The 19,130-nt window shown below is 55.8% G+C and carries 14 protein-coding genes; 6 read left to right on the plus strand and 8 right to left on the minus strand.

The window, feature by feature from the left end; translation table 11 throughout:
- Positions 1–205: 205 nt before the first annotated feature.
- A complete protein-coding gene (locus tag H6G53_RS19350) occupies positions 206–1,042 on the plus strand; it encodes a 5-formyltetrahydrofolate cyclo-ligase (protein WP_190534674.1) in 837 nt (278 codons plus the stop codon).
- A 106-nt stretch (positions 1,043–1,148) separates the two neighbouring features.
- Here H6G53_RS19350 and H6G53_RS15950 read toward each other — a convergent pair whose 3' ends face one another.
- The 3 genes from H6G53_RS15950 to cobN form a co-directional block, all read right to left on the minus strand.
- Positions 1,149–2,003, minus strand: a complete 855-nt coding sequence (locus H6G53_RS15950) for an MBL fold metallo-hydrolase (RefSeq protein WP_099532753.1) — start codon at positions 2,001–2,003, stop codon at positions 1,149–1,151.
- Positions 2,004–2,571: 568 nt separating this feature from the next.
- Positions 2,572–3,093, minus strand: coding sequence for a universal stress protein (locus H6G53_RS15955; RefSeq protein WP_190534677.1), 522 nt, complete (start codon positions 3,091–3,093; stop codon positions 2,572–2,574).
- Between the two features lie 573 nt (positions 3,094–3,666).
- Positions 3,667–7,581, minus strand: a complete 3,915-nt coding sequence (cobN, locus tag H6G53_RS15960) for a cobaltochelatase subunit CobN (RefSeq protein ID WP_190534680.1) — start codon at positions 7,579–7,581, stop codon at positions 3,667–3,669.
- 206 nt (positions 7,582–7,787) lie between these two features.
- Between cobN and H6G53_RS15965 the strand changes: the two genes are divergently transcribed.
- Positions 7,788–8,570 (plus strand): YebC/PmpR family DNA-binding transcriptional regulator, encoded by a 783-nt coding sequence (locus tag H6G53_RS15965; RefSeq protein WP_099534558.1) that lies wholly within the window; start codon positions 7,788–7,790, stop codon positions 8,568–8,570.
- 198 nt (positions 8,571–8,768) lie between these two features.
- Here H6G53_RS15965 and H6G53_RS15970 read toward each other — a convergent pair whose 3' ends face one another.
- The 4 genes from H6G53_RS15970 to H6G53_RS15985 form a co-directional block, all read right to left on the minus strand.
- A complete protein-coding gene (locus H6G53_RS15970) occupies positions 8,769–9,209 on the minus strand; it encodes an anti-sigma regulatory factor (RefSeq protein WP_099534557.1) in 441 nt (146 codons plus the stop codon).
- 4 nt (positions 9,210–9,213) lie between these two features.
- Positions 9,214–10,938 carry a SpoIIE family protein phosphatase gene (locus tag H6G53_RS15975; RefSeq protein ID WP_099534556.1) on the minus strand — a complete coding sequence of 575 codons (1,725 nt, stop codon included), beginning with the start codon at positions 10,936–10,938 and terminating at the stop codon, positions 9,214–9,216.
- Positions 10,939–11,560: 622 nt separating this feature from the next.
- On the minus strand, positions 11,561–12,469 hold the full coding sequence (gene rsmH, locus H6G53_RS15980) for a 16S rRNA (cytosine(1402)-N(4))-methyltransferase RsmH (RefSeq protein WP_347343126.1): 909 nt from the start codon (positions 12,467–12,469) through the stop codon (positions 11,561–11,563).
- Positions 12,470–12,563: 94 nt separating this feature from the next.
- Entirely contained in the window at positions 12,564–12,758 is a 195-nt protein-coding gene (locus H6G53_RS15985; RefSeq protein ID WP_190534685.1) for a hypothetical protein, read from the minus strand.
- Positions 12,759–12,924: 166 nt separating this feature from the next.
- Between H6G53_RS15985 and H6G53_RS15990 the strand changes: the two genes are divergently transcribed.
- From H6G53_RS15990 to H6G53_RS16000, 3 genes are all read left to right on the plus strand, one after another.
- A complete protein-coding gene (locus tag H6G53_RS15990; protein WP_347343123.1) occupies positions 12,925–14,190 on the plus strand; it encodes an aspartate aminotransferase family protein in 1,266 nt (421 codons plus the stop codon).
- 433 nt (positions 14,191–14,623) lie between these two features.
- Positions 14,624–15,079 (plus strand): hypothetical protein, encoded by a 456-nt coding sequence (locus H6G53_RS15995; protein ID WP_190534688.1) that lies wholly within the window; start codon positions 14,624–14,626, stop codon positions 15,077–15,079.
- 286 nt (positions 15,080–15,365) lie between these two features.
- Positions 15,366–15,710, plus strand: a complete 345-nt coding sequence (locus H6G53_RS16000) for an SH3 domain-containing protein (RefSeq protein ID WP_190534691.1) — start codon at positions 15,366–15,368, stop codon at positions 15,708–15,710.
- Here the strand turns inward: H6G53_RS16000 and H6G53_RS16005 are convergent.
- On the minus strand, positions 15,707–17,551 hold the full coding sequence (locus tag H6G53_RS16005; protein WP_190534694.1) for a penicillin-binding transpeptidase domain-containing protein: 1,845 nt from the start codon (positions 17,549–17,551) through the stop codon (positions 15,707–15,709). The genes H6G53_RS16000 and H6G53_RS16005 overlap by 4 nt on opposite strands.
- 344 nt (positions 17,552–17,895) lie before the next feature.
- On the opposite strand from H6G53_RS16005, the gene H6G53_RS16010 reads away from it, so the two are divergent.
- A complete protein-coding gene (locus H6G53_RS16010; protein ID WP_099534550.1) occupies positions 17,896–19,026 on the plus strand; it encodes an ABC transporter ATP-binding protein in 1,131 nt (376 codons plus the stop codon).
- Positions 19,027–19,130 lie beyond the last annotated feature (104 nt).

Raw genomic sequence — 19,130 nt, forward strand, 5'->3', positions numbered from 1 at the left:
GCGCCACCCTTTACCGCTCGTTTTTTCCAGGATAGGCCGCCAACTCCAGGCCTGGATTAGCCCTCTCCCAGTTGACCAGAGGCAATCAACGGCAGCTCCTAGCCATCTCCATTAATCTTCCTGAATTACCCACTGATTCCCATGATTCGGGCCCGGTAATTGGGTTACCATCGAAGACCCGCGCTTGCATTGGGTCCGCTCTGCCATGTATCGTCCCAATCCAGAAAAAAAGCCGCTACGTAGAGCGCTGTTACTGCAACGCCAGGTTATGCCGCAAAACAAATGGCACAACCTCAGCACGGCCCTGCGCGATCGGATCCAGTCTCTCCCAGAGTGGCAAACGGCACAGGTGATTTTTGCCTATGTGAGCCATCGTTTGGAGCCGGATATTTTGCCCTTGGCGCAAACGGAGTTGGGACGCAACAAAATTTGGGTGTTGCCCCGTTGCCAAGGGGAATTGCTGATTTGGCATCGCTGGCAACCGGGTGAACCGCTGGAACCGGGGGCCTATGGGGTTCAGGAACCCGCTAGCGATGCGCCCGTGGTGGAACCAACGGCGGCGGATTTAGTTTTGGCCCCCTGCGTTGGGGCCGATCGCCTGGGCTATCGGCTAGGCTACGGGGGAGGGTACTACGATCGACTGTTGGCGGAGGTGCGCTCCAATACCCACACGATCGGCGTATGTTTCGACTTTGCCCTATTGGACGCGCTACCCACGGATCCTTGGGATCGGCAATTTGAAGCCTTTTGCACCGAAAGCCAGGTGATTCACCCCCAATCCCACGGCCCCACCCAAATTCGGATCACGATCAAACTTTTTGCCGTCTATCAAGAAACATTCGGCAAATCAGAGCTAATTTGGGAATTGCCCGCTGGTATCACGGCCGGTGAAGTTTGTGATCTGATGATCCAAAAACATCCCAACCTGGAACATTGGCGAAACATGACCCGCTTCGGCATTAACTTTCAGTTTGTGCCCGATAGTACCCTGCTGCGGGATGGGGATGAACTGGTTTTAATTCCACCGGTCAGCGGCGGTTAATTGTTCCGTTGTGATTTCCAAGTTGGATCGCGCCTGACTCAGTCATGCTGGGTCAGGCGCAGTATTGATGCGATTAATGCGTCTGAAATCCTTTGTCTGCTTCCAGTCAGGGAATTTTGAATTCCATCCCTTCACGAGCCAGGAAAGAATCGGGCGATCGCTCCTTCAGTTGCCGTTCCACTTCATCCAGAAAATCATCGCTGTGGTTTGGCTCGTGGTGAAAGACCGCCAGATGCTTTACGCCCGCCACTTCCGCCAACTTGACTCCCTCTTGCCAAGTGGAGTGACCCCAACCCACCTTGGACGATCGGGGGTTGTTGTATTCCTCATCGGTGTACATGGCATCGTAAATCAGCACGTCTGCCTCACGAGACAGTTGCACCACGTGCTCATCCATTCGATCAGGCAAATGCTCTGTATCCGTGGCATAGACCACCGTTTTTCCGTTCCAGGTAATCCGGTAGCCCATGGCTCCGTTGGGATGATTGAGCAGCCCCGTCTCAATTTCAATATCCCCATCCACCACAAACTGATCCCCAGCCGTTAGGTCATAAAAATCGACCTCCGCCTTGATCTGTCCCACGGGAATTGGGGAATGGGGATTCAGAATTCGATCGCAAAAATGATGTTTCAGCGGCTCGCCCGTATTCGTTTGGCACCCATACACCGTCAGCCGATTGCCCGGCGTGAACAGGGGCGCGAAGAACGGCACACCCTGAATGTGATCCCAGTGGTAATGCGTGAAAAACAGAAAAGCATCCAGCGTTTCGCCAGGAGCCATTGACTCAGCCAAAGACCGCAGGCCCGTACCGCCATCAAAAATTAAGCGCCGCCCGCCAACACACAACTCCACGCAGGACGTGTTGCCGCCATACCGCACAGTGGACTTGCCCGGTGCAGGAATGCTGCCTCGCACGCCCCAGAAACGGACTAGAAAATCGGGTGAAAGCGCAATCTCCATATTGCCTACATCAAACAAGACCGGAGCAAGCAGATCCGGATTGGACGGGCTAGGTGATCGCAATTCTCTTAGTGAGTGCAGCACCAAGGCACTGACCCAATCGAGCAACTGAGTATTCTCTAGCCAGGGTTATCGAGCTGCGCGATCGGTTGAAAAGCCTAATCGCTGCGGATCTGAGTTGATCACTAACACTAAGTTGATCACTGAGCTGATCGTGACTGATCGTGCGGATCGAGGGTTTGCTGAGAATGCTTAACGCAAATTGCCCGATGCTATGAGGCAAACTTATGGCCCCAGAACACCTCCTGTTGAGCCTAGCATAGACCGCGAGGATGGGCACTAACTACCTAGTTCCATTCCCGATCGCGCTGTTCCGTGCAAATTATCGGGAGCCGGCCAAAATCTAGCGCATGTTTGCACCAAAGCTCAGATTTTGGCCATCCCACCCTAAACTTCAGCCCAAAATTGGCTCGATCGCCAGCGTCAAAAAATTCCAGCAACCGAAACAATTGAACCCCAACTTTCTGATCGGGCGCTGGTTCCGGGCTTCTTCTGGCGCTGCAACAGCCTACGGATTAGCCACCGGTTTGCTGGAGTTGGCTTCCTCCGATACTTCCTGGGTCACCAAAACCGCACAGGGACAATGGTGCAGCACATAGTTACTGACACTGCCCATGAATAGCTCACTCAGCGTCGATTGACGACGATGCCCCACCACCACCAAATCCGCTTCCCAGGTGTGGGCAAGCTGACAAATGACCTTACCGGGCGAACCATGGTTTTGCGACCACTCGGCAGGAATTTGGCGTTCTGCGGCCACGTCGGCCAAAACTTTGAGCTGTTGTAGATTTTGGTCAATATAGGATTGCCAAGCCTCGTGATAGCGCTGCAACAAAGCATCATCAGGCAGAAAAGCCGGCACAAAAAATAAATCGTCGCCGGGGGGCATAGGGGCATTGCCTTCGCCGGGAAACAGCACATGCAGCAACATGACCGACGCGCCTAGTTTTTCAGCCAGGTCAATCCCCTGACGAAAAGGAGCATGGTCAACGGAAGGATCTTCAATGGCAATCAAAATTTTGTGATACATGGCTAGGCTCCTTGAGGGCTGGCTGGGATCAAAAAAGCGGGCCGCGTCAGCCAGAGTTAACGAGGGATCGCTGCAAATCAAAACCGGGGCCGTCCCAGAATGATCAGCGATCGCCGAATTTAGTCATACCAAAAAATAGTTAAGTGCTTGTTAAGTTTCAGGCCGAATTAGAAACCATCTCTAGTGTCTCTGATTCTCAATTCAATGTCTAGAAGTTGCCATATTTATTGATAATTCCATGAGCAGCAAGTTCCATCATTTTGTATTCAATTAAATTCATCAATAAATTCACTATCTGGGTTATTGTCTATTTTTTGATTAATGAGATGCATTTTATTTTTTATCTTGGCTATTTTTGAATCCACATTCAAATCCAGATGCGAATCAATATTTTCTGCCAGGATATAATTTAAGGGTATAGTCTGGCGAGAATTTTTGACCCCATTGAATTTCTCCTTCAAGAAAAGCTCGGTCTTTTATGAAGATTGATGGCGATTAGAAGCCTCTAAAACAGTAGGAATCAGCAAGAATGACGGAAATTCTTGAGCTGTGAAATAGCCGATCGCCCTCGTGCTATGAGCGAGCTTCTAGGTCGGCTTCCGCTTCCAGGGCGATCGCTTGCAGTTGATCCAACCGTTGGGGATCGGCAGGGATCCATAAACCGCGCTGATGGGCTTCTAGCAAACGCTCTGCCATATCTCGCAGGGCCCAGGGATTTTTCTGGCGCACAAAGTCCTGAACGGTGCGATCGAGCAGATAAGCCTCTGCCACACCGTCATACATGAAGTCTTCGACACAGCGGGCCGTGGCATCGTAGGCAAACAAATAATCGAGGGTGGCGGCCATTTCAAAGGCTCCCTTGTAGCCGTGGCGCATGGCGGAGGCGATCCATTTGGGGTTCACAACGCGCGATCGATACACTCGGGCAATTTCTTCCGCAAGCGATCGGGTGCGGGGGCGATCGGGTTGCGCATGGTCTCCAAAATAGACGGTGGGTTGTTGTCCGGAAATGACGCGCACGGCGGCCGTTAAGCCCCCTTGAAATTGATAGTAATCATCGGAGTCTAAAAGGTCATGCTCGCGGTTATCTTGGTTCTGCAAAACCACTTGCATTTCCCGTAATCGCTGCTCAAAGGCTTCCGGGGCCGATCGCCCAATTGGGGCCGCCAGGCCATTGCTGGGTGCATCGCCGCTGACGGGGCCCGAACGACCCGCGCAACTGTAGGCATAGCTGCTCCAGTTCAGATAGGCCCGGGCCAAGTCCTGGTCGCTTTGCCAGTTTTGAGCCTCAATCAGGCCCTGAAGGCCTGCGCCGTAGGCTCCAGGCTTGGAACCAAAGATGCGGTAGTGGGCGCGGGTGCTGGCCTGCTCCTGGGTCAGGCCGCTGGCTTGCCATTGGGCGGTTTCCTGACGCACACGCTGGGCGATCGGGTTGTCGGCGGCGGCTTCATCCAACGCGGCAACCAGGTAAACCGCCCGATCGAACAGTTCAATTAGGTTGGGAAAGGCATCCCGAAAGAACCCAGAAATTCGCAGGGTCACATCCACCCTGGGCCGCCCGATCGCGGACAGGGGCAACACTTCCACCCCCACCACCCGCCGCGCCGCCCCATCCCAGCGGGGCCGCACCCCCAACAGCGCCAACGCTTCCGCTAAGTCATCGCCTCCGGTGCGCATGGTGGAAGTGCCCCAAACCGACAGCCCAAGGGTGGTTGGATAATCGCCATTTTCCTGAACATAGCGTTCGATCAGGGTGTCGGCGGCCTTGCGCCCCACTTCCCAAGCGCTTTCCGTGGGCAGAGATCGCAAATCCACCGAGTAGAAATTGCGGCCGGTGGGCAGCACGTCCGCGCGGCCGCGGCTGGGAGCCCCCGATGGCCCCGGCGGCACAAATTCGCCATTGAGTCCCTGCAAGAGCCGATCGATTTCCTGGGGGGTTTGGCGCAAGGCGGGCAGGAGCCGATCGCGCACCCAAGCCAAAGCCTGATCCGTGTGGGATCCCACGGACGGCCAGGGGCGATCGGCAATGAGGGCCGCCACGGCTTCGCTGGCCTGGGTTTCCAGAACGGCGATCGCGTCTCCCAAGGTGCGGCAGGTGGCTAGGTGGGGCCAGCGATCGACCTCCGGCAACGGATCGCCCCAATCGGCCGTGAGGGGATCGAAGCTCAGTTGCCAATCTTGGGCGATCGCCCGCGTCAGGCCCCCTTGGCCGCCTTGGGCAGAACGGGCGATCGCCACGGTCAAATCACGCAATTGATCGCCCGTGGGACAATGCCCAAAAATATGCAAGCCATCCCGAATTTGGGCTTCCTTCAGTTCGCAAAGATAGCCATCCAGAGCGGCGATCAGATCTTCAATGGCTGATTGGCTTTCGAGAACGATCTGAGCTGAGTTTGATCCCCGAGTTAAGGAATAATTAGCAGCTCCTAGTTTGGTTTTGAGGTCCCGATCGAGCTGATTATCTTCAATCAGTTTCAATAATTTAGGAGCGATCACCCGAGTTCTCTTGGGATCTAAACTTTGCGCTTCATAATATTCATCAATCAGGCCCTCAATTAAACTCAAATCGCCATACAGTTCTGCCCTAGTTAATGGTGGGGTTAGGTGATCTAAAATTACCGCTTGGGCCCGTCGTTTGGCTTGCGAGCCTTCACCGGGATCATTCACAATAAATGGATAAAAATGAGGAACTGGCCCAAGGGCAATTTCCGGGAAGCAATTCTCTGAGAGAGCAATGCCTTTTCCGGGCAACCATTCTAAATTGCCATGCTTCCCAAAATGGATGATCGCTTGAGCGGCAAATTGCGATCGCAGCCACTCATAAAACGCTAAATATTCATGGGTAGGTTCCAAGTCTGGCGCGTGATAGTTCAAACTAGGATCCCGATCGTATCCTCGGGCCGGTTGAATGCCCACAAAAACCTTGCCCCATTGCAACCCTGAAATGGGAATTACCGGCTCTTTTTCAATCACCGTTTGGGGAAACCACTGCTCATGATCCGGTTTCGGGTTGGTCAGGGATCCCCAGCGTTGATTGATGGCCCTTTGCACCTCGATCGGCAAGGTTTCAAACCAGGTTTGGTAGTTCGTGAATGATAGATATTGGCGAATGGATCGCCCTGTCCAGCCCTCAGGATCATTGGTCGTTCCTTGGGTCAGTTGCTGAATGAGTTGGTCACCAGTTTTTGGCAATTGTTCTAAATCACCCAAGTCATAGCCCGATCGCGCCAAAGCCCACAGAAAATCAACACAACTTTGGGGCGTATCCAAGCCAACACCATTGGCCAAGCGCCCATCTCGATTTGGATAATTGGCCAACACAATAGCGATCGGGCGATCGCCAGGAGCCGATCGCCGCAACTTCACCCAATTAGCCGCCAGTTTTGCCACAAAATCCAAGCGATCGGGAATGGGTTCAAGCGCGATCGTTTCTGTTTCTAAATCTCGATCGCGCTGTTGCACCGATTTGCAAGCCACCAGCCGAGTTGCCACCCGACCGTCCACCTCCGGCAGCGCCACCTGCATTGCCATATCTCGAGGGGATAACCCTTGCTGATTGGCGAGCCATTGATCTTGGGTTCCGCTGCTCAAAATAATTTGTAAAACAGGCACATTTAACCGCTGCCAAAGGGAATGGGGTTGCGCCTGGCCAAGGGTAGATTGGGCCTTGGTGATTGCAAATCCCGTTGAAGCCAATAACAGATCGATCGCCTGAGATTCCAGGGCAGAACCCACCTCTTCCTGAATATCCAAGTCTTGCAGCGAAGCCACGTAGATGGGCAATGGTTGTAAATTCACCGCCAACAGGGCATGGCATAGTTGATCGATCGCCGCCAAGTTTCCCGCTTGATAATAGGCTCGATAAAATAAAATTCCAACAATCCCAACGGTTCCAATCGATTTAGAAACTGATGAGCTTTCAAGAGCATTATTTTTAGGATATTGGTAAAGCCCCCAACGCTCGATCGGCTGAGGGTTGGGAGGCTGATATTGCGTTTGAAAATAGGTATCTGATAACTTCAAGAGTGCATTTTGAACATTCTCTACGCCACCTTCATTCAAATAGCGCCAAATCTGGTCACACAAACTCAAGGGAGCCGTTGAATGGGAAACCAAGTCAGGATCTGGGCGATCGTCTCCGGGCAAAACCAACAGCCCAATGCCCGATCGCTCAGCTAGATCTCGCACCACCTCTAGCCCATAGCTCCAATAGGCACGGCCCCCCAACAAGCGCAAAACAATTACCTGCGCTTGCGACAAAACGTCCTCAGCATAGGTATCGATCGTCAGTTGCTGTTGCAGTTGCAAGAGGTTAGTGGCGCGGATGGCTGGAAAATTTTCCGGCAACGATCGACGGGCGATCGACAGCGTTTGAATATCCGTATCTTTGGCCGTCAAAACAATGATCGGAGCCGGAGTTTGCTCAACAAAAATAACGCCTTCTGTATTCGGTTCCCAGCCACCGGGCAACGCAGCAATCCTATGCATTGGTCTTTTGATCGTCGTGAGCGCTAGTGGAACAATGAGCAGCGTTTAGACAAGAGCGTTTAGACAAGAGCGTTTAGAAAATTGGGCAACTTAATCCCGTTCGATCGCATCGGCCCTTAAAATTTCAAGGCGATCTTTGATTCGTCTTGCCAAAGACCGATCTTAGTCCTGGGTTCGTTCAATCTTTCATCGATTTAGTGGGAGCCATGGCCGGACATAGTAAATGGGCAAACATTAAGCGCCAAAAGGCCCGGGTGGATGCGGTGCGCGGCAGTGTCTTTACCAAACTGTCGCGGGAGATTATTGTGGCGGCCCGCAGTGGTGCGGATCCTACCGGTAATTTCCAACTGCGAACCGCGATCGACAAGGCCAAGGCGGCCGGCGTGCCCAATGCCAACATCGATCGGGCGATCGCCAAGGGAGCCGGTCGGCTGGCGGGGGAAGGGGCGGAACTGGAAGCCATTCGCTATGAGGGCTATGGCCCCGGTGGCGTGGCCGTGCTGATTGAAGCCCTCACGGACAATCGCAACCGCACCGCTGCTGACCTGCGCGTGGCCTTCAGCAAAAACGGCGGCAACCTGGGGGAAACCGGCTGCGTGGGCTGGATGTTTGAAAACAAGGGCGTGGTCACCATCGTGGGCGAGGCGATCGAGGAAGATGCGCTGCTGGAAGCCTCGATCGAGGGGGAAGGAGAATCCTATGATCCCTTCTCTGGCCAAGACCAAAAGGGATTTGACCTCGTGGGGTTTGAAGTCAAAACAGCCCCAGATAACTTGGAAAATTTGGAATCAGTGTTGAAGGCGCGTGGCTTTCGGGTGTGGCAATCGGAAACTCGTTGGTTTCCCACCAACACCGTCGCCGTAACCGATCGCGATCAAGCCAAAGCCCTCATCAAAATGATGGACACGATCGAAGACTTAGACGACGTGCAAAGCGTCGCCACCAACTTTGAAATGACCGACGATCTGATGGCGGAAGTGATGGCTTAGGCGATCGGCCCCACAATCGGGAGGATCGCAGGCGAGCATGGACGATCGCTTCGGGAGGATCGCAGGCGAGCATGGACGATCGCTCAGGAGTCAGACTAAACCCCATCGCTGACCCGATCAGACTGTTCGATCCACTAGCCTGTAGTCCACTGGCCTGTAGCCCTATAGCCTGTAGTCCTAGTTTTTGAGCCTGTAGTCCTAGTTTTTGGATTGGGACTCTTCCCGAGGGGGCAACGTCGCCAACAGCACCAGGCAGTTTTTGCCATCCACCTGCAACCGATATTCCACCCGATCCATCAGCCGGTTCAAAATCAACCAGCCATAGCCATTTTCCTGCTTGGCTTCCGGCACTGGCGGCAGGTAATTATCCAAACTGAAGCCCTGGCCGCGATCCCAAATCTCGATCGCCAGCTCCCGATCCTGCACCTCCACCGACATCTCCACCGGCAGGTGGGGGCGATCCTTGTGGGCATGGCGCACCACGTTGGAATAGGCCTCCGCCAACACCAGCCGCAGACGGTTCGACTGGCGGGCCCAATCCACTCGATCGCCTAGCTCAATTTCCAGGGAACCGAGTAACCACTGCTCAACAATGGTTAGAAACTTCAAGTTGCTTGGGACTTGGATTTCAGTTCTCATCGGTTTACAGAACCTCCAGCAGCAGTAGGGTCTGGTCGTCTTCTTGCTCGTCGGGCGCAACCTGTTGCAAGGTCGCCAACAAGCGCTTGAGATCAAACGGGCTTCCTTGTTGCTTCAACAGTTCCCACAGGCCCTCCTGTTGCAACATTGAACCGTTCACCAAACTTGTTCCCGGGAGTTGTATGTTCGCCACTGTTGCTTCCGTAATTCCGTCACTAGCCATCAGCAGAGCCTCCCCTGGCTCTAGAGTCTGTTCCCCCCCCGTACCTTTCCACTCCGGCAAGATACCCAGCGGCACTCCCCGAGCCTTGAGATAGGTTGGCTCAATTTCCTTGAGATCGCCACCGGCCAGGACTTTTTCCTGAACCACCTGGGGCGACCAAACCACGGGGTAGACGTGACCCGCGTTGGCATAGCTCAAGCGTCTCGTGCTGGGAGTGTAGCGTGCTAGGGCAATCGTAATGAATCGATTGCTATTAAACAAATTTTCAAACAGGGCCCGATTCAGCCGCCGAATCGCTTCATCTGGCTCCGGAGACTCTGCCCGAGCCAGTTCTTGGCGCAAAACAGAGATCGAACTGGCCATAAATAGGGCCGCCGGAACCCCCTTTCCGGACACATCCCCAACCGCTAACCACACATCCCCCTGAGGATGGATAAAGACTTCAAAAAAGTCGCCCCCCACCTCGCGCGCGGGCTGACATTCCGCCTGCACACGCACCCCGAGTACTTCTGGCCAATGTTGGCGCAACAAGTCTGCCTGCACCTGCCGCGCCACTTCCAATTCCATGCGGAACTGCTGGGTTTGGGCTTCGGTGCGCTGATACAGACGGGCTTGGGAAAGGGCCAAGGCCGCCTGTTCTGTTAGCTCCGAAATCAGCGCTACTTCATCGGTTTGCCAGCCGGGTTGTCCTTGGCGCACCAGGGACAACAGGGCCAAACATTCTTGCTGATAGACCAAAGGGATGAGCAACTCATCGATGGCTCCCCCTGGGCTGTCGCTGCCATCGGTGTTGACTTGGGTTTGCTGAATGGTCAAGTGCTCCAGGGCCGCTTGCACCGGATCCCGCAATTGCCCGTCTTCGTGGGTCAGGCTCCAGTCATCCCGATCGAGTGGGTAGCGCAGGGGTTCTCCTTTGGCTTGCCCCCCTTCCACGGGCTGCAACAAGGCGCAATGGGCGTTCAGGGTGGTGGTAATGGTCTGGGCGATGGTGGGCAACATGCTGTCGTAATTCAGGGATTCCCGAATTGCGCTCATCATGGCGTTAAACAGGGATTCGCGGCGCAGGGCCCGGTTTAACTCGTTCGTGCGGCGCTTAACCACACGATAGGTTTCGGCCGCTTGGTTCACGACGGATTTGAGTTCGTCGGGACTCCAGGGCTTTGTCAGATATCGGAAAACTTTACCGGAGTTGATGGCTCCTACGAGGTCTTCTACGTCGGTGTAGCCGGTCAGAATAATGCGGATCGTGTCGGGGAATCGATCGACGGTTTTGCTCAAAAACTCAGTGCCGTTCATGCCCGGCATCCGCTGGTCTGAGACGATCACGGCCATTTCCCCGTCGCGATCGAGCACTTCCAAGGCATTGAAACCACTGTCAGCCTTATAAACCGCGAAGTCGCGACGGAAGGTTCGATACAACAAATCGAGGTTATCCGGTTCGTCATCAACCACCATCAATTTGAGTTTTGTTTCTGCTCTTGGTGTGGTTTGGACGACTAAGCTCATCGCGTGCTCCACTTGCACTGCTGGACAGGGTTGGCGGGGGTCGTGGGGGTGACCCCGGGGATGGGGATGGGGATGGGCATCGGGTTAGGTTTTTGCAAACAAGGTTACCCGATCGACAAAGGGGGCTAGAAAGGAGGCTAGTTTTTATTACTTAGCCTTTTCGATTCTGACGACCATGATCCGGTTGATCGCGCCATTCCTGAGTGAGGAATGGGCCGCTTCCAAGCTGGGAAGAGAATTGATCTTCGGAACTGGTGTAGCGATCGATACAAGTGGGCCAAGGCTCACTCGGGACAAGGGGGAATTCCCACGTTCTACCCTAGCCTACCCGATGTGCTGAAACACTGGGCGTGAAATCCTAGACACAAACCAACTGATTCAGCCCATGCCCTGGCCGTTGACGAACCAATGACTAGATGCGCTGGCTAAGCGACTGGCTGAGCGACTGGCCGAGCAACTGATTAGTTTTTACCCAGTTTTGGCTTGAGGAATCATTGGGCTGGAGAAATCATTGGGTTTTGAATCATCCCGCTCATCAATCCTTCAGTGGCCGAGAAATTTCAGCAGTCCCCAAAGGAAAATACAGAAAAAGTTCAAAAGAACCCCATTGGCATTGATTCGGCTAGATTCTCTCTGCAATTCGCAATTTTGCGGATCGCGATCGGGAATTTTGACCCATTTCAGCATCGTTGGGGCAGATGGGCTTTTTGGTGATGACTTTGAGTTGGGTTGATTCTCGCAGTCGGTGCTTCACAATTCGATCCTCAAGGCTGTGGAAGCTGATGACGGCAAGGCGGCCCTGGGGAGCGAGCCAATTGGGGGCCCGATCGAGCAGGGTTTCCAAAACTGCCAACTCTTGGTTCACCACAATCCGCAGGGCCTGAAAGGTGCGGGTGGCGGGATGGATGCGCCCATGACGATATTTACCGGGCACGCAGCGGGCGATCGCGTTGGCCAGCTCGAGGGTGGTTTGGAAAGGCTGCGTTTGCCGTTGCTCCACGATCGCCCGAGCAATCCGCCGAGATAATCGTTCTTCACCATAGGTATAGATCGCGTTGGCCAGGGGCACTTCTTGCCAATGGTTCACCACATCGGCGGCGGATTCCGTGAGCCGATCGTCCATGCGCATGTCCAAGGGGCCATCGTGGCGAAAGCTGAAACCCCGATCAGGCTGGTCAAACTGCATGGAGCTAACGCCCAAGTCTGCCAAAATGCCGTCAAATTGCTGATCGCCGGGGTTGAACTGCGCAAAGTTGCTGCGCACGAAGGTGACGCGATCGCCCCAAGGGGCCAACCGTTCCCGCGCGATCGCCAAGGCGCGATCGTCACAATCGAGGCCCACCACCCGCACCTCTGGATCGGCCGCCAGCAGGGCCACCGTGTGGCCCCCAGCACCCAGCGTGGCATCCAGATAGCACCCGCCCGATCGAGGTTGCAGACCCGCGATACATTCGTCTCGGAGCACGGACAAGTGGCCCCAGTCGATCGACTCAGCGGGGAACGCCTTCGCCTCCGATCGGCTCCCATTAATCGATTCATCCAGGCCAGAATCCACAGGGCCAGAGTCCACAAAGTCAGGCTCCACAGAATCAGATCCCACAGGATCAGATGCAACGGGACTAGGCTCAGGGGCAGAACTTGCGGAACTCATGGCAGCGGCGGTCATAGCAAACATCGGCGAGGCAAACATCGGCGAAGCAAACATCGGCAAGGTGCAACATTGGCGGCCACCGGGCTGAGGCCAAGGGAACCAACGGAGTTCCATTATCCGCCCGGGTGGGAATTCGCCGATCGCGGGTCGATCGTGCCAAGTCAACCACTGCCGGGCCCAAGTCAAGATTTCCAGACCGATCGACCCTCAGGATCCAAATCAGATCTAGCAAGCCCTTGGTTTCCTCCTCTACAATCAACCCAACCTTTAACGACGATCCCTACCGTTCCCTTCATCGGATTTGCCGTTAAAGCCATTGTTTAGGAGCAACCATCGTGAGTCCCCAAGTCCTCGCTGATCCCGCCTCGATCGCCCCAGTTGCCTTTTCCACCGAGGCCTTTGACGCAGCCGTCATGAAAACCTACGGCCGCTTCGCGATCGCCCTGGAGCGTGGCGAAGGTAGCCGCGTTTGGGACACCGAGGGCCGCAGCTATTTGGACTTTGTGGCGGGCATTGCCACCTGCACCCTGGGCCATGCCCACCCAGTGATGACCAGCGCCGTGAGCCAGCAGATTCAAAAACTGCACCACGTTTCCAATCTTTACTACATCCCTGAACAAGGGGCGTTGGCGGCCTGGTTGGTGGAACATTCCTGCGCCGATCGGGCGTTTTTCTGTAACTCCGGAGCCGAAGCCAACGAGGGCGCAATCAAACTGGCCCGTAAATATGCCCACACGGTGTTGGGCATTGATGAACCGGTGATCCTCACGGCCCACGCCAGCTTCCACGGGCGCACCTTGGCCACCATCACCGCCACCGGTCAGCCCAAATATCAAAAGAACTTCAGCCCTCTGGTTCCGGGGTTTGAATATATCCCTTACAACGACATTGCGGCCCTGGAAGCGACGATCGCCCGCTTGGAAACCAACGGCCCCCGCGTCGCTGCCATCATGCTGGAAGCGCTTCAGGGAGAAGGGGGCGTGCGTCCGGGCGATCGGGCTTATTTCCAACGGGTTCGGGAAATTTGCGACGATCGGGGCATCTTGTTGATTCTTGATGAAGTGCAAGTGGGCGTTGGCCGCACGGGGCAACTGTGGGGCTACGAAAACCTGGGCATTGAGCCGGATATTTTCACTTCTGCCAAGGGCTTGGGCGGCGGCATCCCGATCGGGGCCCTGCTGTGCAAGGCCAAGTGCAATGTGTTTGAACCGGGTGACCACGCCAGCACCTACGGCGGTAATCCCTTTGCCTGTGGGGTGGCGATGGCCGTTTGCCAAACGGTTGGCGCACCGGGCTTTTTGGACAATGTGCGCGATCGGGGCGAGCAATTGCGGGCGGGTCTGAAGGCCCTGGCGGTTCAATATCCCAACTTGATTGCGGAAGTGCGCGGTTGGGGTCTAATCAACGGCCTGGTGCTGAGGGAAGATGCGGGCCTCAGCTCGATCGATTTGGTCAAAACCGCCATGGCCGCCGGTCTGTTGCTGGTGCCGGCCGGGCCGCAGGTGGTGCGATTTGTGCCGCCCCTGATCGTCACTGCCGCCGAAATTGACGAAGCGTTGGCCGCCATCACCCAAGCGATTGCCACCTTGCAAGCGGCCTAGGGCGATCGGGTTGGCTATGCCGATTGCACGAATTGCGTCAATTTGACGAGTTGATTTGATTAATCGATTGGATTCAACAGGGCGATCGGGAAACAAGCTGGATTCGCCCATCCCCAACGATCCAAATGATCTAATCTGGCGGGATAGGCATGGCTTATCCCGTTTTTGTTTTTTTGATTGAACGAACCCAGAGCCTGATCAGCAACTCAAGTTGGCGGCTAAAGTGGCTAGAACCGACCGCCAAAATTTGCTACCAACTTTGCCAATAAAATTTGCTAACAAGGTGTGGAGGCTCAAGCAGCCCCTGACTCAGTGGCCCATCATCCAACAGCCGAAATTCAGCGGTAGCCCCTCGGCCGAGGCCTTTTAGCCGTCATGATTTGCCTTTGCCAGCAGGCCAGCCCCTCCGCGATCACATCTTGCAAAAATTCCCATGAAAATCATTAAGAAAATTCTGGCGGGCAGCTTTCTCACCCTGGGCGGCTTCTTTTGGCTGGTCGCTCTTTTGGTTCCGTTGTCGCCCTTGGAACCGGGACAAACCGTTGCCGATCGGGAGCGCGAAAACCAAAGCGCTATTTTGGGATGCGTTGTCTTTGGTGCGCCCTTTGTGGCGGGTGGTGGCTGGCTGCTTTGGGATCTTAAAAAACAACATCAAACACAACAAAAAAATCAAGAGCGCCAACAACAGGAACAGCTACGCCAATGCCTGATGGAGTTGTTAGCTGAAGGACAAGGCCAGGTCACCCTATTTGAATTTGCCATGCGATCGGGCTTGGAGGCCGATCGGGCCCGCGCCTATCTCGATCGCATGTCGATTGAATTTGGGGCAGAATACCAGATTGGACAGCAGGGAGAAACGCGATACTTTTTCCCGATCAGTCACCATTAATCTCAGAATTAATCTCAGATTCCAGATTTCAGATTCCAGATTTCAGATTCCAGATTTCAGATTCCAGATTTCAGATTCTAGATTTCAGATTCTAGATCTCAAATTATGGTTGATTATGGGGTGAATTCAAGGTTCCAAAATTAGCCCAATTCCGTTGTGCTTTTTGCTGGTTCTTCAGAGCCTGATTCCTTAGATTAAGCCTTTAGAAGCCTCAGAAATTCAAGATTCCACCCAAAATCAGGTTATGAAACTTCTTGTTCAATCACGTCCTCTTCTGCCAATAGCAATGGGCATTGCCACAATTTTGAGTCTTGCGATCGCCCCGCCGAGTTCAGGGCAATCCCTTGGAGCCAATTGTTTCGGCACAATTCGCGGTAATTCAGCAGTGAATTTGCGATCGGGCCCGGGCACTCAATTCCCGATCGTAGATCGAGTCAATCCGAGCAGTACGGTGATTTTGCTCAACGACGCGAGTGAGCGGTGGGAACCCAATCCCCTGACCCGCACCGATGGCCAGGGCAATCAGTGGCACATGGTCACCAAGTCCCGATCGGGTCAAGGCGAGATCGTGCCGCCTCATCGCCGGGTCTGGATCCGCGAAGACCTGATGAGCATTAGCTGTCCGCCCTAGGGAAGCCAGCGATCGAGCGATTGCACATAGTTGACCACCGTTGCCCCGGCAATTTGTTCGGCGGCTTGGGCAGCGGGGGCGCTGGGTTCTTGGCTCGCCGCACCGTTGGATGGAGCTGCGGCGGAATCGGTGGGAACCGAGGGGCGATCGCTCGGCGGCTCCACAAAGGTAACCACAACAATTTTGGGATCGTTGGCGGGGCCCGCTGCCACGGCCCAAGCGCCGATCGGTTGGTCGCTTTGCCGCACCAGGCTGTGGGTGGCCAACCAGCCGATCGCGACGTTGGGTTGGGGTGGGCGATCGGGAGGCTGGCTCGCCTCGGGGGCGGGGAGGCTGCTGGTGCGCGGTTGCAGGGCCGATCGCAACAATTCCAAGGTGCTGGGCTGCAACCCCAAAAACTCCCGGCTGACCTGGGCCGATCGATCCTTGACCAAATGGGGTTGCACCCGATAACCACCATTCACCGCCACGGCGGCCATCACGGCAATTTGCAGGGGGGAGGCGGCCATTTCGCCCCGGCCCAAGGCCAGATTCACCCCTTCGCCCAAATACCAGCGGGCTTGCACCGATTCCCGTTTCCAAAGGGCTTCCAAGCTGGGGCCCGGATCCTCATCCTCGGCCAGTTCAATGCCCGATCGCTGGCCAAACCCAAACCGACGGGCCCAGGCGATCGTGTTGGTGCTATCCAGCCGGAGCGCCACCTGCTCAAAAAATGCATCACTGTCTTGGGTGTCTAACTTGCCCAAGGCCTCTCGAAAGTTGAGGGTGACAATGCTTGGCCAGGTGACCTTGGTAAATTCCGCCCAGGGCAACCCACCGGGACGACTGCGGCGATCGATCCGCCACCGTTGATGAAGGGCCATTTGCCCCGACTCCAGCGCCGCCACGGCGGTAATCCACTTGAACAGCGCGCCCGGACGAATGGCTTTCAGGGCCCGGTTGCCCCCCTGACCCGGGTTGGGCCATTGGCCGGCCATGGCCAAGACCGCGCCATTGTCCGGATCCAAGGCAACTGCGGCCCCGCTGACTCCGTTAATCAGACCCTCCAGGGTTTGTTGCAGCGGTAAATCTAGGGTCAGGCGAACCGGCGTGGGCGGTTCCGTGGGCTTGCGGGCCAACACGCGCACGGGCAGACCATTGCGATCGAGTTCGACTTGCTCGCCCCCGGACTGGCCCCGCAGTTGGGCCTCCAGGGCCGCTTCCAAGCCCGATCGCCCAATCAGATCGCCCGATCGGTAATCTTGCAGCGGCTCCAGGCGATCGACCTCCGCCGCGTTCACCTCCCCCACCTTGCCCAAAATGGTCTGGGCGAGCTGTCCGTGGGGATAGTCGCGCTCCGCCTCGGGCTGGATCGCCAGGCCGCGCACTTGGGTGGCCAACTCCGCCACCGTGGTCATTTGCGAAGGGGGCAACCCCCGGGCCAAGCGCACCAATACAGGCGATCGCCAACCGGCCTGCTCCAGTCGTGCCAGCAGTTCCGACTCCGGCCGCCCCAACACTCGGGCCAACTCCGGCAAAATGGCCCGCCACTCTTGCGGCGATTGGGCCACGGGCCAAGCCATGGCCGAAATTGAGGGGCGATTATCCACCAACACCCGCCCCGATCGATCCAGCAGGGCAGCCCGGGTTGGCAGGGTTGGCATCAGTCGAATTCGGCTGGCCGCCGCCAATTGTCGATAGCGCTGTCCTTCCACCAGTTGCAGATAGGCCAACCGGCTGCCAATGCCCCCCAACAACACCACGGCCACGATCAAACACCCCAACGGCTGGTAGCGCCGCCCGATCGTCCGTTCCGGCTGCTGATCCAATTTGGGCGAGTTGGGAGGGGGCGATGCGACCATGGAACGACAACAGCCCAGCGCGGGCGCAGCGAAAAGGGCTAATCGATGAGGGCTAATAAGGGCGATTTAATCAGCTTGCCACAGACTGCTCCCGCAGACCGCCGCTGATGGAGTTCGTCGCAAAACCCGAAATAGTCGGCATAGAATAGGGCAAGATTTGTTCAATTCCCGTTGTCCAGTTCCCGTTGTTCAGTTCCCGTTGTTCAGTGACGAAGCTCAAACCTGAGGTTCGATCGCCCATGAACCGCCAGGTTTGAACAACTGCCCTAGAACAACTACCCTGGAACAATTGCCCTGGAACAATTGCCTCGATGGTCTTTCAATCCCCGGCAGCATCACCGGCCATGTCCCAAACCGCAATCCGAGCCAGCCAGGCGATCGAAACCGATACCCAACTGGATGTCGAGTTACGAAAAGTCTTCAAAGTCTATAACGGCGAAACCGCTGTGCGCGGCGTGGATCTCCACATCGGGCGGGGTGAGTTTTTCAGTATTTTGGGTCCCTCCGGTTGCGGCAAAACCACCACCCTGCGCCTCGTGGCTGGCTTTGAGCAACCTTCGGCCGGCGAGGTGCTGGTTAGGGGGCAATCGATGCTGAATGTGCCTCCTTACCAGCGTCCCGTCAACACCGTGTTTCAAAGCTATGCGCTCTTTGGACACATGACCATTTGGGACAATGTGGCCTTTGGTTTGCGGATCAAGCGCTGTGGCAAGGCGGAAACCGAGGAGCGGGTGAATGAGGCCTTGGCCCTGGTGAAGATGGAGAAATTCGCCCGGCGCTATCCCAACCAGCTATCGGGCGGTCAACAACAACGGGTGGCCCTAGCTCGGGCCCTGGTGAACCGACCGGCGGTGTTGCTGTTGGATGAACCCTTGGGCGCGTTGGACTTGAAACTGCGCAAGGAAATGCAGATGGAACTATCCACGCTGCATCGAGAATTGGGGTTGACCTTTGTGATGGTGACCCATGACCAAGAGGAAGCCCTCAGCCTGTCCGATCGGATCGCGGTGATGAATGAAGGGCGCGTGGAACAGGTGGGCAGCCCCAGCGAGATTTATGAGTCGCCGCGCACGCCGTTTGTGGCGGATTTCATTGGGGATACGAATCTGTTTCGAGGCCGGGTGGCAGAGTTCGATCGCACCGGCAGCGCGATCGTGACTGACAGCGGCCTGAAGTTGGTGGCGGCCCCCAGTGGAGATTGGGCAGGCAGCGCGGGCGAGGCGGCGGCCGTGAGCGTGCGCCCCGAAAAAATTCAAGTTAGTCTTTACCCGCCCGACCTGGCGGTGAACTGTTTTGAGGGCTGGTTGCAGAACGTGATGTACCTGGGAACCCATGTGCATTACGTGGTAGAACTGCGATCGGGCGATCGGTTAACGGTCATGCAGGTGAATACCGGCGGCGAATTGCCCGCCCTCAAAACCCCCATTTACGCCTATTGGTCAACGGCCGATGCCCTGGCCATGCCAGCAGCCTAGGGCGAAGGGGGGCTAATCAACCATTCCCCAGGGACTGACTCCCACAGTCCTGGTTCCCAAAGCATGGCCCAGCCAGCGCTCTACCCAACCTTGCTTTGATCATT

The sequence above is a fragment of the Limnothrix sp. FACHB-406 genome, assembly GCF_014698235.1.
In the GTDB taxonomy this organism is placed as follows: Bacteria; Cyanobacteriota; Cyanobacteriia; order CACIAM-69d; family CACIAM-69d; genus CACIAM-69d.